Source organism: Butyrivibrio sp. ob235, assembly GCF_900109475.1.
Lineage (GTDB): Bacteria > Bacillota > Clostridia > Lachnospirales > Lachnospiraceae > Butyrivibrio.
The window spans coordinates 157094-172700 of sequence record NZ_FOBE01000004.1 but is presented as its reverse complement, the minus strand read 5'-3'; the positions used below and the strand labels follow the sequence as shown (position 1 = coordinate 172700).

The window sequence follows — 15607 nt, the reverse complement described above, 5'->3', positions numbered from 1 at the left end:
TTACTCTCCGCCCTCAAACTCCTCGAGTTTCGGCTTTACTCTCTTGTTCTTTTCATAGATGATGCGAAGTCCCTGGATCAGAAGGTTCGGATCGTAAATATCGATCTCGTCACATTCCTCGGAAATGAGTCGTCCAAGTCCGCCTGTTGCGACAACCTTGACGTTTTCCAGTTTTGACTCGCGCTTCATCTCATTAATAATATACTTGGCCTGTCCTATCTGTCCGTAAACAAGTCCTGCCTGCATGGAACTGATAGTCTCCTGCGCAAGGATGCTGTCAGGCTTCTTGATCTCAATCTCGGGAAGCTTAGCTGTATCCTGCCAGAGTGCCTTGGCGGAGATTCTTATTCCGGGACTTACGACACCTGCGATAAAATCGCCATTTTCCGTTATAAGTACGTAAGTGGTGGCTGTTCCGAAATCCACAACAATTGCAGGTCCGCCATACATCTCATACGCAGCAACCGCGCCTACCACCAGATCGGGTCCTATCTCTGCAGGATTCTTTGTAAGTATTTTAATGCCTGTCTTGATTCCGGGCCCCACAATGTAAGGCTGCTTTCCCAGATATTTGATCATGGCATTCACCAGCGCATGCATCACATTAGGAACTACGCTGGAAACAATTACTCCGCTGATCTCTTCTTTATTTATCCCATTGTTTCGAAGCATCGCTATGATGTTGTTACCGTACTCATCCGAAGTATGCGCCGTCTGGGACATCATTCGAAAAGATCCTACGATTTTCTTTCCTTTTAAAACACCGAATGCAATATTTGTATTTCCTACATCAACCGCTAAAAGCATATTCACCTCCGCAGCACCAGCTGCCAATACTTTATACTTCTATAGTTTCTTGCACAACGGAATTTATACATATCCATAAAGGCCGCGAACACTGACTTCCCCGGCATTTATCGTTTCTCTTCTTCCATCTGCCAGACTTATCAAAAGAGACCCGTCATCGGTAATCCCTTCTGCCACAGCTTCATACTCACCCTTTGGATCAAGTATCTTTACTTCCTTGCCAATATTTATAAGTCGTTTTTCGTAGCTGTCCTTAAGTGCCGAGAGGTTCTGTCTTTCCACATACTTCTCATAATTGTCCTCAAAGCACTTCATACAACAGGCAACAAGCTTGGACCTGTCCGTCTCTTTTCCTGTCTCTGAAAAAATCGAGCCGGCGGTATCCCTTATCTCCTCCGGGAAAAGCTCTATGGGCTGATTAACATTTATTCCCACACCTATTACAACAAAGTAGTCCTTCTGATCCAGCATCTGGTGAAGTTCCGTAAGAATGCCGCAGATCTTCCTCTTATTAAGCACGATATCATTAGGCCACTTTATAAAGGTGCGTTTCGCATCCTCGCTAATTCCGCCATCACTGACAAGCTTATCAATCGCTTCCGATATGGAAAGCGCCATAACCAGCGTAAGCCCTGCTGCCTTATTCATCGGAATCCCGGGTCTTATCATAAGGCTCATGAAAATGTTGTAGCCCTCGGGACTGACCCAACTTCTGCCGCGGCTTCCTCGCCCGGCGTCCTGTCTGTCGGCCACCGCAAGAAATCCTGACTCACGCCCTTCCATTCCTGCTGCCTTGGCAACGTTATTTGTGGAATCAATCACAGGAAAAAATTCTGCATCCCTTGCTATCCACTCTGTATTTAAGGAACCACGAATTCGTTCCAAATTCATATATTAACTCTCGATTCTGCCTGTTATATTGTAGCGTACATTACCGCCTTGATAGTGTGCATGCGGTTCTCGGCTTCCTCAAAAACTATGGACTGTGAGGACTCGAAAACTTCATCCGTTACTTCCATCTCATCAAGGCCGAAGCGCTCCTTAATCTTTTTGCCGATACCTGTACCAAGATCATGGAAAGCAGGAAGACAGTGCATGAATACTGCCTGCTCGCCCGCATTTTTCATAATGTCGCTTGTAACAGCATAGGCCCTAAGATCATTTATTCTCTCTTCCCAGATCTCATCGGGCTCACCCATTGATACCCAGACATCTGTAGCGATGACGTCAGCACCCTTGGTTGCCTCCATCGGATCTTCAATCTGCTCTATAACCGCGCCGGTCTTAGCTGCAATCTCTTTGCAGGTCTTAACAAGTTCTTCATTCTGCCAGTATTTCTTAGGCGCACAGGTTGTAAAGTGCATACCCATCTTTGCACATGCAACCATAAGAGAATTGCCTGTGTTATATCTCGCATCTCCGAGGTATACCATGTGAATTCCTTTGAGCTTTCCGAAGTGTTCGCGGATCGTCAAAAGATCTGCCAGCATCTGAGTCGGATGGAATTCATTTGTAAGTCCGTTCCACACCGGTACCTTGGAATACTTTGCAAGTTCTTCTACGATTGTCTGCTCGAAGCCGCGATACTCTATTCCATCATACATGCTCGCAAGAACACGCGCTGTATCAGCGATGCTTTCCTTCTTACCAATCTGTGAACCTGTGGGATCAAGGTAGGTCGTTCCCATACCAAGATCGTGAGCTGCAACCTCAAAAGAACATCTCGTACGTGTGCTGGTCTTCTCAAAGATAAGAGCAACGTTTTTTCCACGATATTCATCATGAAGCTCGCCGTTTTTCTTCTTGCGCTTAAGGTCAGCTGCAAGATCGAGAAGATACTCTATCTCTTCGGGTTCAAAATCAAGTAACTTTAGAAAATCTCTTCCGTGTAAATTCACTGCCATGGTATGTACTCCTCCTGCTATATATTTTCTTTTCCTTTTTCATAGGAAAAGCCCAACTGCAGAATCAATCTACAATCAGGCTTTATTTTATCATAAAAACATATTATTGAGTACTGATTACCAGAATACGTGAGCTCCGATAATCTGTCCGTCGTGTCCGCCCGCACGTCTGAAGTGAAGTGCAGTACCACAGGTAGTCTCACCTGCAAGTGCCGCCTGCGCAGCCTGTACACAGCTGTCAGGAATATTTCCTGCGTAAACTCTGTCTACAGTTCCGTTAAGAGCCGGTGTAAACTGACCGGAAGCATATATAACTCCGGAAATTGTGCTCGCATATGCGCTGCTCTTTACACGGTTCATAACAACTGCGCCTACAGCAACCTTACCCTCATAAGATTGATTCCCCGCTTCACAGTATATAAGCGCTGCCAAAAGTCTTGCTTCATCTGCCCCCGCAGAAACAGCACCTGTATTCTGTGTAAGCTTCGCCTTCGCTTTCTTGGCCTCCTCTTCGGCCTTCCGCTTGGCTTCCTCTTCTTCCCTCTTCTGAATAGCGGCCATGGTCTCACCTTCGTCGATTCTGAAATCAGTATCAACATATTCGGCCTGCACATAGCCTGTCTCATCGTTGTAGTCAACGGCAATCCAACCATTGCCAAGATCTTCTACCATATCCACAAAACTGTTATTTGTAATAACACCAAGTACTTCGGCATTTTCATCTGCCTCTGCGCGGATACGAAGTGCATCGCAGTTACTTGTTACAAGCTGTACACCAACTTCCTCTGCGAGTTCCTCTGCTTCTTCGTCAAATAGAAGATATTCGTCATTAGCCCAGCCAACAAGATCTCCTGACTGAAGCTTAGTCCATCCATCCTTTTGCTCGATAATCTTACCGCCGCAGTCCTTATAAAGAACTCCGACCTTCTCAGAGCTGTCATCAGGTGAAATGCGAATGTTCATTACCTGATTAACATTTGCCATAACAAGTTTAGAGGAATCCTCTTCTTCCTGTTCCTGTTCCTCTTCGTCCTCAGCATCTTCTGCCGCTTTATCATTTATATCCTCAGCGACATCATGAGCCTTAGCTCTCTCCTCATCGGAAACCTCAGCTACTTCAGTAGGATTGAGTAAGTTACCAACACCCACATCGTTGCTGTTCAATATATTTGTAGTCCTTGCCTGTACGGTCTTGCAGTTGGAAGTTCCCAGCATGATGATCATCATTGTGACAGCCAGGATTCCACGCATTAACGTGCCTGCTTTTTTCATGTTATTTTTGCTTCCTTTTTAAAATTATTACAAATTGTTAAAACAAAATACTCCACGATTGTAACAAATGAGTGTTATTTTGTCAAATTTTTACACAAATTGTCTAAAAAAAGACTCCCCTAATAATCGGGGAGTCTATGCGGATTCTTCATGTTAATAAATATTTCATATTTTATCGAGCACTTAATTATCCGAATTTCGTATTCAATTTACAATTCTTTGCTGCGCTCAGTAGCTGCCTGGACTGCGTTCATGACAATTCCGCGAAAGCCCATTTCTTCCATAACTTTCACTGCCTCTATGGTTGTACCGGCAGGTGAACACACCATGTCCTTGAGCTCACCCGGATGCTTTCCAGTCTCCAGCACCATCTTCGCACTTCCAAGTACAGCCTGTGCAGCAAATTCATAGGCTTGCTTCCTCGGCATACCTCCAAGTACAGCTGCATCGGCCATTGCCTCTATGAAAAGGAAAACATATGCAGGAGATGAGCCGCTTACACCGGTCACAACATCCATAAGGTTCTCTGTTACTACGTTTGCGGTACCGCAGCTTCTCAAAAGGTCCAAAGCAAGGTTTAAATCGCTATCACTGCACAAATTGTTGGGACATACAGCGGCGCACCCCTCACCTACAAGCGCGGGAGTGTTGGGCATAACTCTTATTGTCTTAACGGGTTTTTCAAATTCCTTTGCAATCCATTCAAGACTTTTGCCCGCAGCTATACTGATAATAAGCTTGTTTTCATCAATCTCATCCATGATGTCAGCAATTGCTACCTTTAAAAACTGCGGTTTAACGGCAAGAAGGATTACATCCGCTTCCCTTGCGACATCAGCATTGTTGTCCTTAGTCTGTATTCCGAATTTTCTGGCAGCGCTGTCCCTTGCAGCCTCCATAGGATCTGATCCGATTATGTCCTGAGGGTCGAAGATTCCCTTGGAGATTATTCCGCCCATGAGTGCCTTTGCCATGTTTCCGAGTCCGATAAAACCTAATACCATAACTGCTCCTCCTATTTCTTTTCTGTAAATTATTATTTTGTAAAGTCCTACTGTCTTCTCTGCCTTGCCGCTTCGAAAGTCAGAATCGCTGCGGAGGTTGCCGCATTCATCGATTCCACCCTACCCAGCATGGGTATCAGAACATACTCAGATGCCGCATCTGCAGCTTCCTTTGTAAGCCCGTTACCTTCATTTCCTATCAAAAAAGCGGACGCTCCCTTATAGCTTATCTCATCATAGTTCTTTGTACCCTTCAGATGAGCAGCATAACTTGTAACGTTGTACTTTTCCCGAAGTTCCTTCACTGTGTCCGGGATAGAATCCACATATATAAAGGGGACTCTCAGGATGGCACCCATTGTGGATCTGACAACCTTCGGATTATAGACATCCGCCATGTCGCTGCTCATTATTATTCCGGTAACGCCAGCCCCTTCACCCGTCCTGAACATATTGCCAAGATTCCCGGGATCCTGAATATTCTCAAGAATAAGAAGAAGCGGTGTCTCTCCCAGGAGATCCTTAAGCTCCCACCTTTTTTCCTTAACAACCGCAAGTACGCCCTGAGGAGTCTGTGTGTCAGCCATCTTCCTCATGACATCATCCGAAACCTCTTCAAAGCTCACTCCGTCATCCTGCTGAATATTCCTGATGAGCGTCTTATCTTCAGGTGAAAGATTCTCCAGGAAATGCCCGGTTACGTACACCTCTCTCATAGCTTCAAGAGGGACTTCCCTGAGCATGCGGATTCCTTCTATTAAGAATACGCCGTCCTTGCGACGGGCTTTTGATTTCTTGCTGTATTCTGCTATCTGTTTAACGCGGGTGTTGTTTGTACTTGTAAGCATGGGGACCTCATCCGGCGCTTCGCGCCACCTTCTCCAGAGGAGAAGGCACTGGTTTTTAATAAAAAGCCTTCCCGGGTTGGGAAGGCTTTTATTTCTTCAAAGCCTGTATGGCTTTAAGTTTCTATTATAATATCTTACTGATCTCGAACTGATACTCAGGAATGGACTTCTTCATTGCAAGAGCCTCGTCGATATCGTAATCAACGAACTGTCCGTTTCTGTATGCAACTACGCGGTTTGTCTTACCTGCTGTAAGAATGTCTGCTGCGTAGCATCCCATCATGGAAGCATATACACGGTCTTTACAGGTCGGGCTACCACCACGCTGCATGTAACCAAGGATAGAAGCTCTGGTCTCAAGACCTGTAGCAGCCTCGATACGACGTGCCATTGATGCTGAGTGTCCGATACCCTCTGCATTGATGATGATGTGGTGAGTCTTACCTTTCTTACGGTTATCAATGATGTTATCAATGATTCTCTGCTCATTGTAATCGTATTTCTCAGGAAGTAGGATGTCATCAGCGCCGTTAGCGATTGCGCACCAAAGTGCGATATAGCCTGCATGACGTCCCATAACCTCAACGATACTTACTCGCTCGTGAGATGAGGATGTATCTCTGATCTTGTCGATAGCATCCATTGCTGTGTTAATAGCTGTATCAAAACCGATAGTATAATCGGTACATGCAATATCAAGGTCGATTGTGCCGGGAAGTCCGATTGTGTTGATTCCCTGAGCTGAAAGCTTCTGTGCACCTCTGTAGGATCCGTCACCACCGATTACAACCATTCCGTCGATGCCATGCTTTCTGCAGATCTCAGCACCTTTCTTCTGGCCTTCCTCAGTTGTGAACTCCATACATCTTGCAGTTCCAAGGATTGTACCGCCTCGCTGAATGATATCAGCTACGCTTCTGCGATCCATATCAAAAATTTCTTCATTAAGAAGTCCCATGTAGCCCTTCTTAACACCCTTAACCTTCAGTCCGTTTGCAAGAGCCTTACGAACAACCGCACGAATAGCGGCATTCATTCCTGGCGCATCACCACCGCTTGTAAGAACTCCGATAGTTTTAATTTCTTTTGCCATATCAGGTTGTACCTCGTTATTGATAAATCTTTGTCACTTTTACGATTTATATATTAGCGCAATTTTCGGCAATCTGCAATTACGTTCCCCCATAAATTTAGCAATTTTTCATAATTTTTTTGAGGGTGGGGACCACCTGGGTGTGATTCTAAAATTGAACGTTTTCGTCTGCGTCGTTATTTTCTAAAACCAAATAAAACACGGATACAGACTTTATACCACTCTAATGTTATCCGTGCCAAACTGTGAGGTGAGGATGGCGAGGGTGTCTTCATTTGCGTTTACTTTGAGTGAAGTAGGCAGTTTCTTTATTTGTTTGGTGTCCTTGAGGTAGACTGCTACCTGGTCTTTGGCGCCGGGGCTTTTGACGGTGGAGAGGAGGGTGTCTTCGAGGAGTTTTGCTTTGGTCTCGTAGTCCTCCTTATTGGAAAACTGAACCCAGAGGGTGCGGGGCACTTCATCAAAGAGTTGAATTTTGGATGCAATGAGTTTTGCATTCTTTTCTTCTTCAGCGCTGACGCGTCCCTGGATGAATACCTTGGCATCTTCATTAAGCCTTCCCTGGTTGCCCTCGTAGGTCTTGGGGAATACGATTACTTCTATACTTCCCACGAGATCTTCTATTGTAAGAAAGGCCATAAGCTGATCCTTCTTAGTGTACTTCGTGGTCTTGGCTGAAATAATTCCTCCGATGGTTACAGTGGAGTTATCCCTTACAACGGTTTCGCCTGTCTCCTCATCAAAATAGAAATCCGTCGTCTTTGCAGTGATATGCTTTTTCCAAAATCCCTCGTACTCTTCAAGCGGGTGTCCGGAAACATAGACATCAAGGACTTCCTTCTCAAATTCGAGAAGCATATCTTTGGGGTATTCACCTACATCCGGCAGTTTTATCTCAAACTGTTCCTTCACCTCCTGAGGTGCGAGGTCGAAGAGCGACATCTGTCCTGCGAAGGTGTTCTTGCTCTTGTTGTGAAGCTGATCAAGAAGCGGTCCGAAGACACACATCATCTGTTTTCTTGTTCCGCCAAGGCTATCAAGTGCACCGGCCTTGATGAAGTTTTCGACAGCTCTCTTGTTTATATCTCCGTAAGGCTCCATCCTTGTAAGGAAGTCGTTAATGCTTTTGAATTTTCCTCCGGCTTCTCTCTCCCTGACAACAGACTCGATAACAGGACGGCCCACTCCCTTTATGGAGGTAAGCGCATATCTTATTGCCTTTCCGCGAAGTCTGGGATCCTTATTCTCATCATCATCCGATGTTTTGGCAACCGAGAATCCCGAATAGCCTTCGTTTATATCAGGCGGCAGAACCTCAATCCCCATACTTCTGCAGGCCATAATATAATAGGAAACCTTAGCCTGAACATCTATAACAGAAGTCATAAGCGCAGCCATAAACTCTACCGGATAGTAGTATTTCAGCCATGCTGTCTCAAGCGCAACCACTGCGTAGCAGGCGGCATGGGATTTATTGAACGCATACTTTGCAAAATCCATCATTGAATCATAGATTTCATTTGCAACATCCTCTCCGATTCCCTTGGATACACAGCCGGGAACATTTTCTTCCGCATTGCCGTGGACAAAGTTTTCCCTTTCAACCTCCATGACGTGCTGCTTCTTTTTACTCATGGCACGGCGTACAAGATCAGCTCGTCCGAGCGTATAACCACCAAGCTGCTGAACTATCTGCATAACCTGCTCCTGATACACAATACATCCGTAGGTCGGAGACAAAATAGGCTCAAGGAGCGGTGTCGAATACGTGATATTCTGGACGTCCGTTTTTCCGGCTATATACTTAGGTATAAAGTCCATCGGTCCCGGACGGTAAAGAGAAATACCCGCAATAATATCCTCGAAGGAATGTGGTTTAAGTTCCTTCATGAACGATGTCATTCCTGCACTTTCAAGCTGGAAAACGCCTTCGGTTTTTCCAAGTCCGAGTGCTCCGAGTGCATTCTGATCATCATAATCGATTTTCTCTATATCAATAAAATCAGGATCGCCCTCTTTTGCTCCTATCGATTCATTAGCAAAAGCGACCGCATCCTTTATTACGGTGAGGGTCCTAAGACCCAAAAAGTCCATCTTCAGAAGTCCCAGTTCCTCACTCGTAGGCGCATCAAACTGGGTTGTTATATTTCCTTCCGCAGATCTTGAAAGAGGAATGAGATCCTCTGCGGGGCTCTGACAGATTACAACTCCGGCGGCGTGAATGGAAGTATGCCTCGGCAATCCCTCCAGTTTCATACACATATCAATCAGGTGATGTACCTGTGAATCCGTTTCATACATATTTTTAAGCTCGGGATTTATTGAAAGAGCCTTCTTCAAATCCATCGCTTCATTTGGAATGGTCGGGATCATCTTAGCAAGGTTATCGCCAAAGCTGTAGGGAAGATCCAGCACTCTGGCAACATCCCTTATTACACCCTTGGCCTGAAGCGTTCCGAAAGTAATTATCTGTATGACTCTGTCTGCGCCGTATTTTCTTGTGACGTAGTCAATAACCTCCTGCCTGCGCTCATACTCGAAATCCACGTCTATATCGGGCATGGATACACGTTCCGGATTAAGGAAACGCTCAAACAGCAGATCATACTTAATAGGATCAATGTTTGTAATATGGATACAGTAAGAAACTACAGATCCCGCCGCCGAACCTCTTCCGGGGCCTACCGCTATCCCACTCTCTCTGCAAAAGTTGATGTAATCCCATACTATAAGGAAGTAATCGACATATCCCATCTTCTGGATTACAGAAAGCTCATAGTCAAGCTGTTTCTTGATGGTTCCGTCATCGTCCGGATATCTCTCTTTTAATCCGTCATCGCAGAGCTTATTTAAATATGTCCAGGAATTATATCCTTCAGGCACATCAAAATGCGGGAGTTTTGTCACGCCGAACTCAATCTCCACGTTACATCTGTCCGCAATCTTCTGGGTATTCTCAATTGCTTCCTGTGCATAAGGGAAAAGAAGACGCACTTCGTCTTCGCTTTTCACATAGTACTGTCCGCCCTCGTAGCGCATACGGTCCTCATCCGTGACCTTCTTACCGGTCTGGATGCACAGCAGAAGATCATGAGCCTCAGCGTCCTCCGCGTTGGTATAGTGGCAGTCATTTGTCACAACCATGGGAATATCAAGTTCTTTGGACAGAGTTAAAATAGCGGAATTCACTGTGTGCTGCTCCGGAATTCCGTGATCCTGCATCTCCAGGAAGAAATTGCCATGCCCGAATATCTCGTCGTACCTAAGAGCTGCTGCCCTTGCTTCCTCGAGGTCACCTCTTGTTATAGCCTTCGGCACCTCACCTGCCAGACATGCGGAAAGGCAGATTATTCCCTCGTGAAACTCTCTTAAAAGTTCAAGATCAACTCTCGGCTTATAGTAATATCCTTCAGTAAATCCCCGGCTTACAATGTGGGAAAGATTCTCATATCCCTTATTATTCTCTGCAAGAAGAACCAGATGATAGTATCTGTTCTCATTAACTCCCATCTCCTTCTCAAAACGGGAACCGGGTGCAACGTATACCTCACAGCCGATAATTGGCTTGATTCCCTCTTGCTTAGCCAGCTTATAAAATTCTATAACGCCGTACATGACTCCGTGATCCGTTATGGCTCCCGCAGTCATTCCGAGCTCTTTTATTCTTTTTACATAATCGGCAACCTTGTTGGATCCATCCAACAGGGAATATCCGGTATGTACGTGTAAGTGTGCAAATGACATGTATATTACCTCATCCGGCACTTCGTGCCACCTTCTCCTTAGGAGAAGGCTTATTTACGCAATCCCTACCTGCATATAAAAATACTTTGCGTAGATTCCATCCTTTTCAAGGAGCTGTCTGTGGTTGCCCCTCTCCTGAATACCTTCGGAATCCAGAACGATAATCTCGTCTGCATTTCTAATAGTAGAAAGTCTGTGGGCAATTGTGATTGTGGTTCTGCCCGCTGCGAGTCTGTCGAGACTCTCCTGTATATAGCGCTCGGATTCATTGTCCAGAGCACTGGTAGCTTCATCAAGGATCAGTATCGGAGGATTCTTAAGAAATACTCTTGCAATAGCAATTCGCTGTTTCTGTCCTCCGGAAAGTCTTGCTCCGCGCTCGCCAACCATAGTGTCATATCCGTTGGGAAGAGAGGATATGAACTCATCAAGGTCAGCCTTTTTCGCTGCATCCATTATATCATCAAAACTGGCTCCCTCCCGTCCGTAGGCGATGTTCTCACGAATGGTTCCGTTAAAAAGATACACCTCTTGCTGTACGATACCAATGACACCTCTCAAAGATTTCTGCGTAAGGCTTCTTACATCCTTGCCATCAATTTTCACAGCGCCCTTGGTAACATCGTAGAATCTCGGAAGCAGGCTGCAAAGGGTGGATTTTCCTCCGCCGGAAGGACCGACTATGGCAACCTTTTTTCCTGCATCAATATGAAGATCTATGTGGTCAAGAACTCTCTCCTCGTCATCATCGTAGGCAAAGGATACATCCTCATAATCCACGTCTCCCTTGCAATCTGTCAGCACTTCCGCATCGGGAGCATCCTCAATCTCCGGTACCACATCCATTACATCGCGAAATCTCTGGAATCCCGCAGCGCCCTTTTGAAGCTGCTCAGTGAACTCGATAAGTATCATGACCGGCCCTATGAACACGTTTATATACAGCGCATAGACCGCCAGATCCTCTACTGACAAGGTACCCTTCGCAATGAAGAGTCCGCCGAAAACAATTACCGCGATATACATGAGTCCTTCAAAGAAATTGTTTCCTGCAAAGAACATTGCCATCGTCTTATAATTTGCTTTTTTTGATTCAAGAAAGGCCTCATTACTCTTTTCAAATTTCGCTTTCTCTATGTCTTCTCCGGTGAAGGATTTCACCACGCGAATTCCGCCGAGAGTGTCCTGGAGAGAAGAATTTATGCCGGCAATCTTTTTCCTGTTATCAAAAAAAGTCCTTCGCATAATTCCGTTCTGCACATATGAAAAAATCGCCATACACGCTACGATTGCAACGAGAATCATCGTCATCGGCACGTTCATTGTCATAAGAATAGTAAACGAGCCCAAGAGCTTAACTGTAGATATAAAGATATTTTCAGGCCCATGGTGGGCAAGCTCCGATATATCAAAAAGATCCGATACAAGCTTACTCATCATCTCGCCTGTGTTGTTCTTATCATAGTAGGAAAATGAGAATCTCTCGAACTGCTCGAAGAGATCACTTCTCATCCCCGATTCCATGCGGGCTCCCATCATGTGTCCCTGATAAGTTACATAGTGCTTACACAGAAATCTCACGATGTACATGATAAGCAGTACTACGGCCAGCTTTATCACTCCTGCAACTATCTTTTCAGGAGCCTCAAGAAAAAGCGTCTGCCGAAGAACCCTCAGCAGCTGCGGAAAGACAAGATCGATCAGTGACAAAATCGATGCCGCCACTAAATCCAGCAAAAATACTCCGATATATGGTTTGTAATATGGGATAAATTTTTTCAGTAAGTCCATATATGTCTCCTTTCGAAAAACATCACCTATTCAATATAACATATAAAACACCCTCTATGCTGATTATCTCAGAATAGAGGGTGCCGTAAATATACTTATTTAATTAAAACAAATTTAGCAAGATTGGCTTATGCGTTAACTGCCTTCTTAAGCTCCTCAGCCTTGTCTGTCTTCTCCCAAGGAAGGTTAAGATCGTTGCGGCCAAAGTGTCCGTAAGCAGCTGTCTGCTTGTAGATAGGACGACGAAGGTCGAGCATCTTGATGATTCCTGCGGGACGAAGGTCGAATACCTTACGAACAGCCTCTGTAAGCTTCTCATCGGAAACCTTACCTGTGCCGAATGTATCAACAAGAATTGATGTGGGCTGTGCAACACCGATAGCATATGAAAGCTGAATCTCAGCCTTGTCAGCAAGACCAGCAGCTACGATGTTCTTTGCAACATAACGAGCTGCGTAAGCACCTGAACGGTCAACCTTTGTGCAATCCTTACCGGAGAAAGCACCGCCGCCGTGACGAGCAGCGCCGCCGTAAGTATCAACGATGATCTTACGTCCTGTAAGACCTGCATCACCCTGAGGTCCGCCGATTACAAAACGACCTGTGGGATTGATGTAAATCTTTGTGTTCTCATCAACCATAGCTGAATCTACAACTGCATCAATAACGTACTTTCTGATGTCAGCGTGGATCTGCTCCTGTGTAACCTTCTCATCATGCTGAGTTGAAACAACTATAGCCTCAAGTCTTACAGGCTTGCCGTTCTCATCGTACTCAACAGAAACCTGGCTCTTACCGTCTGCTCTAAGATAAGCAAGGGTTCCGTCCTTACGAACCTCTGTAAGCTTCTTTGTAAGCTTGTGAGCAAGAGAGATAGCGTAGGGCATAAGCTCCTCAGTCTCGTTTGTAGCATAACCGAACATCATACCCTGATCGCCGGCACCGATTGCCTCGATCTCCTCGTCAGTCATCTTGTTCTCTCTAGCCTCGATAGCCTTGTCAACACCCATAGCGATATCAGCTGACTGCTGGTCAAGAGCTACCATAACAGCACATGTGTTACCATCAAAGCCCTTCTCTGAGCTGTCATATCCGATCTCAACGATTGTCTCTCTTGCGATCTTAGCGTAATCAACAACAGCCTTGGTTGTGATCTCACCTGTGATAAGTGCGAAACCTGTGCATGCAGTTGTCTCGCAAGCAACACGGCTCATGGGATCCTGCTCAAGGCAAGCATCAAGGATAGCATCGGAGATGTTATCACAAATTTTGTCGGGATGTCCCTCAGTAACTGACTCAGAAGTAAAAATAAACTTTTCTGCCATTTTAAATTTCCTTTCTGCGCTCACAGCGCTCAAACAAAAACGTGGACATTTGTTCAAAAAGAACAAATAATAAATCCGCTTAGCTGCGCAGCCAAGCGGACCTGATATCAGATAATCAAATCCTCTTATTGCTCGCAGATCCTGCTGGTATAAATAACTGTAAATCCAGCACTCGATCACTTACTCACTACGCTCAGGTTGGCACCTTCCGGATGTCCGGGGTTGCCGTGGCTTCACAGATCCTATGTATCTCCACCACTCTGAATAAGAGAAATGTCACAATATGGAATTGTCATATCTTTAAGATACACTACTATATTAATTTGATTCTTGCAAGATATTTTATAAAAAAATAAAAAAATTCAACTTATGATTTAAAAAATGAAAAATCTCTCCAGGATAAACAATGTGGCCGCCCAATATTTTATTCCGTTACTATATTACGTTTCCACTTGATATTGTAATAAAGGAGTTCCACAACGCAGCAGCACATCCAACCCACGGGATAACCAAAACCAACCCACTTGGGATCGTTTACGATGTAATGTGTGAGCACGAAAAGATAAATCTGTCTTATTACTACGAAGGTTGCAATCATAATAACCATGGGGCCTCTTGAATCTCCGCGGCCTCTAAGGGCAGCCGCGAGAGTGTGGTTTACACAGTTGGCAATAAGGAAGAATACGTTGGTCTGAATAAAAAGTGCTCCGAATTCAATAACCGACTCATCCGATGAAAAGAGTCTGATGGCGGGTCTTGCAAATATGTACAGCATAAGCGCAATAACAAAAGTAACAAAAGTTGAGAGGAGAATGGCGGTTCTGGTACCGCTTTCTGCTCTCTTTTCTTTTCCTGCTCCGATGTTCTGGCTGACAAAGGTAGTAGCTGCCATAGCAAAGCTTGACATGGGCAGCATAATGAAAGTATCGAGCTTATTGTAGCTGCTCCAACCTGCCATACAGCTTGAGCCAAAGTGATTGATATAGGATTGAACGAACACATTTGAAAAGGCTGTGATAACTGACTGTATTCCGGCGGGTAAACCCACCATGAATATGCTTTTTAAGATAGCTTTATCAAGTGTCAGATCCTTCCATACAAGCTTATAGATATCGTTTGTCCTTGTGAGGAGCATGAGTGTCAAAAATGCAGAAACAAACTGGGAAATGATAGTCGCGTAAGCCACACCTGCAATCCCGGCGTGCAGACCTATCACGAAGAGAAGGTCAAGCACGATGTTCATAAGACTTGTCAGAATGAGGAACATCAGAGGTCTTGTGGTATCACCAACTGCCCTTAAGATTCCGCTTCCCATGTTGTAGATTAGTAGTCCGGAAAATCCAAGGAAATAAATCCGCAGGTAGGTGGTAGCTTCAGGCATTACATCCTCGGGAGTTGCCATGAATTTAAGCATCGGAACAACACCCACGCTTCCGATAATTGTAAACAAAACGCAAAATACGAGTGTTGTTGCAATTGTAGTTTCGATTGCAAGATGAAGTCCTTTTAAATCTTTTCCTCCAAAATATCGGGAGATCAAAACACCTGCACCGATTGAGAAACCATTAAAAAAGAACACCAGCATATTTACGATCATGGTGGTGGAACCGACTGCCGCAAGGGCCTCTTTTCCTACGAAATTACCCACCACGATTGAATCCACGGTGTTGTATAACATCTGAAAAATATTGCCGAACATCAGCGGCATGGAGAATGCAATAATCTGCATTATTATGGAACCGCCGGTCATATCTCTTGTTGTGGTTTTCTGTGACATTTTGCTATCCTTAATGCTGTTTTCAATCTTAAAGGGTTGCCT

The 15607-nt window shown here is 44.9% G+C and carries 11 protein-coding genes and 1 riboswitch; all 11 genes read right to left on the bottom strand.

Features of this window, described 5'->3' with window-relative positions:
* The 11 genes from BMW61_RS05695 to BMW61_RS05645 all read right to left on the bottom strand — a co-directional run bounded on the left by BMW61_RS05695 (position 1) and on the right by BMW61_RS05645 (position 15565).
* Complete coding sequence (locus tag BMW61_RS05695) at positions 1-807, bottom strand: type III pantothenate kinase (RefSeq protein WP_022762250.1); 807 nt, start codon at positions 805-807, stop codon at positions 1-3.
* Positions 808-870: 63 nt separating this feature from the next.
* The gene (locus BMW61_RS05690) at positions 871-1698 is read right to left on the bottom strand and encodes a biotin--[acetyl-CoA-carboxylase] ligase (protein ID WP_091820271.1); all 828 of its coding nucleotides are present in this window, start codon (positions 1696-1698) and stop codon (positions 871-873) included.
* A gap of 23 nt (positions 1699-1721) precedes the next feature.
* The gene (gene argF, locus BMW61_RS05685; protein ID WP_091820296.1) at positions 1722-2705 is read right to left on the bottom strand and encodes an ornithine carbamoyltransferase; all 984 of its coding nucleotides are present in this window, start codon (positions 2703-2705) and stop codon (positions 1722-1724) included.
* 123 nt (positions 2706-2828) lie between these two features.
* Complete coding sequence (locus tag BMW61_RS05680) at positions 2829-3983, bottom strand: cell wall hydrolase (protein ID WP_022762253.1); 1155 nt, start codon at positions 3981-3983, stop codon at positions 2829-2831.
* Positions 3984-4192: 209 nt separating this feature from the next.
* Positions 4193-4987 carry a pyrroline-5-carboxylate reductase gene (gene proC, locus BMW61_RS05675; RefSeq protein WP_022762254.1) on the bottom strand — a complete coding sequence of 265 codons (795 nt, stop codon included), beginning with the start codon at positions 4985-4987 and terminating at the stop codon, positions 4193-4195.
* A gap of 47 nt (positions 4988-5034) precedes the next feature.
* The gene (locus BMW61_RS05670; RefSeq protein WP_026499087.1) at positions 5035-5835 is read right to left on the bottom strand and encodes a TrmH family RNA methyltransferase; all 801 of its coding nucleotides are present in this window, start codon (positions 5833-5835) and stop codon (positions 5035-5037) included.
* A 124-nt stretch (positions 5836-5959) separates the two neighbouring features.
* Positions 5960-6928: a 6-phosphofructokinase gene (gene pfkA / locus BMW61_RS05665; protein ID WP_022762256.1), complete on the bottom strand. Its 969-nt coding sequence runs from the start codon at positions 6926-6928 to the stop codon at positions 5960-5962.
* Between the two features lie 213 nt (positions 6929-7141).
* A complete protein-coding gene (locus BMW61_RS05660) occupies positions 7142-10672 on the bottom strand; it encodes a DNA polymerase III subunit alpha (RefSeq protein ID WP_091820269.1) in 3531 nt (1176 codons plus the stop codon).
* A 54-nt stretch (positions 10673-10726) separates the two neighbouring features.
* Positions 10727-12463 (bottom strand): ABC transporter ATP-binding protein, encoded by a 1737-nt coding sequence (locus tag BMW61_RS05655; RefSeq protein ID WP_026498551.1) that lies wholly within the window; start codon positions 12461-12463, stop codon positions 10727-10729.
* Between the two features lie 128 nt (positions 12464-12591).
* Positions 12592-13788, bottom strand: coding sequence for a methionine adenosyltransferase (metK, locus tag BMW61_RS05650; RefSeq protein ID WP_022763377.1), 1197 nt, complete (start codon positions 13786-13788; stop codon positions 12592-12594).
* A 177-nt stretch (positions 13789-13965) separates the two neighbouring features.
* A riboswitch (SAM riboswitch) is annotated at positions 13966-14059 on the bottom strand.
* A gap of 153 nt (positions 14060-14212) precedes the next feature.
* Entirely contained in the window at positions 14213-15565 is a 1353-nt protein-coding gene (locus BMW61_RS05645; protein WP_091820267.1) for an MATE family efflux transporter, read from the bottom strand.
* Between the last annotated feature and the right edge of the window lie 42 nt (positions 15566-15607).